The 2,291-nt window shown below is 40.5% G+C and carries 1 protein-coding gene; it reads left to right on the forward strand.

From position 1 onward, the window contains the following. The coding region (locus tag HMPREF2877_RS01035; protein WP_070578086.1) for a glucosyl transferase at positions 1 to 2,291 on the forward strand (2,291 nt) is incomplete at both ends.

A 2,291-nucleotide genomic window follows, 5' to 3' on the forward strand; every position in this document is an offset into this window, starting at 1 on the left:
AAACATTGGGTAACTATTGCAGTGACAGGACTGGCTTTGGGATTGAGTTTTGCAGGACTCAGCTACGCTTCAGCTGAAGAACAACCTACACCTGTTAATGAAGCAACTGTTGAAGCCATCATCAAAGAAGGCGCTATTGACGTCGATGCTCCAGCAAGTAATGAAGCCATAGCTAAACCTGCAGAAAACACAGCTGCTACCGCTTCGAGCGAGGCTGCCACAGTGTCAGAAACACCAGCACCTAGCTCTGAAGTCGCTTCAACAGAAACTGTTTCTGAAAAACCAAGCTCTGAAGTCACAAGTACAGCTAGTTCGGAAGTAGCTAATTCTGAAACTACACATTCTGAGGTAAGTGCAACGACTAGCGAGAGTGTTACACCTGAGAATGTGTCACCAACAACTAGTGATACTGATACCCCTAATTCTCAAGTTCCCTCTGCTGAAAAGAATATCACGGGTGGTCAATGGTATAGTGATGAACAAGGCAATTGGCATTACAAAAAAGATGGCAAGGATCTGACAGGTCCAAACCTAATTGATGGACAGCATGTCTATTTTGACAAGGATGGTAAACAGGTCAAAGGAAACTTTGCCCAAGATGGACATTATTATGATGGTGAACTTGGACATCTAACAACTGAATCTTTTGTTACTACTGGCGATAACCACTGGTATTATGTAGATAAGACAGGTGAAAAAGTGACTGGCCTTCAAGAAATTGGAGACAAAACTTACCACTTTAATGACAAGGGGCTTCAAACAAAAGGACAAAGAGTAGTTATTGAGGGTAAAGGATATTATTTCCATCCTGAAAATGGCGAACTTTGGAATAATAAGATTGCCCTCTATCATAGTACTCGCTACATTAACGGAACCAGCGACGACATTTATTACTACTATGACAATGACGGTAATATTTACACTGGCCCTAAAACCATCGACGGTAAAGAGTACTACTTCCAACCAGACATGGTCTATTATTCTAAATTCAAGAATCCTGATGGTACTGAAAGTTATTACAATGAACAGGGACAAAAAGTCTATAATGGCTGGGGTAAAATCAGATACATGTACCTGAGAGGATACCTCTGGACACCTTCCGTTTATGCTGATGAAAATGGACATGTTGTCCATGGATTCAAGCGTATTAATGGACAACTCTACTATTTTGATGAATCTGGTTCACTAAGAGATGATGTTCCTGGCAGCCCAAACCCACTGTTCCAAGTTGATGGAAACTGGTACTATGCTCAGTTTTCTAGTTACATTAACGGCGTAAGAGGTGCTATCCTCACCAACGCTTTCACTTTTATTGCTGTAGATGATAGATACCCAACATCAATTGCAGATGAAAATGGTAAATTGACTCCAGTTACAGCCAAAAATAGTTATGTTACTGCTGGAGGTAAATGGTACTATGTTGATAAATCTAGTTATCCTTTAAAGGGTGAACAAGTTATAGATTATGTCAATGTCTACTTCCGTGATGACTATTCTCAAGTTAAAGGTGACTTTGCGCCAAACGGCCATTATTATGATAAAGATAGTGGAGCCCTCGTTACCAACCGTTATGTCGAAAAAGATGGCAAATGGTACTATGTCAATGATAAGGGCGATAAATTAATTGGTGCTCAAACTATAGGTGGTGTAGAAGTCTATTTTGATAAAGACGGTGTCCAAGCCAAAGGTATTTTTGCCAATGCTGATCATTTTTATGACAAAGACACAGGTGCTGCTGTCCAAGACCAAATCGTCGAAGTCGATGGCAAACGCTATTATGTTGGTCAAGATGGTAGAAAAGTTTACTCAGGAACACATATTGTTCATGGTGAAGAAGTGAATCTTATCGTTGGAGATGGTCATCAAGGCTTCGGAGAATTCACATACTACGCAGATAGTGGAGACTATATCGGATTTGATGGTAAAAAGGTCACAAAAGCTGGTTTCGTTAAAACCAAAGATAATCACTGGTATTATTTAGACGGTAAGGGAAACAAATTAGTCTCCGTTCAAGTTATCAATGGCGAACTCTACTACTTTGGACTTCCTACTCGTAAATACTACTACGGAATGCAAAGTAGAGGTGAGCTCATCTATGCGTATTACAGTGATACTATCCCTAACAGTAGCCACATCTACTATCTGGATGAAGCAACAGGCGCTGCTCTTAAAAATCAATACCATGAATGGGAAGGTAGTTGGTATTACTTTGGTCCAAACTGGTACGCCTTGACCGGTGAACAAACCATTGACAATGTTCCAGTCTACTTCCACAGTAACGGTAAACAAGC

The organism is Streptococcus sp. HMSC072D03, assembly GCF_001812855.1.
In the GTDB taxonomy this organism is placed as follows: Bacteria; Bacillota; Bacilli; order Lactobacillales; family Streptococcaceae; genus Streptococcus; species Streptococcus salivarius_D.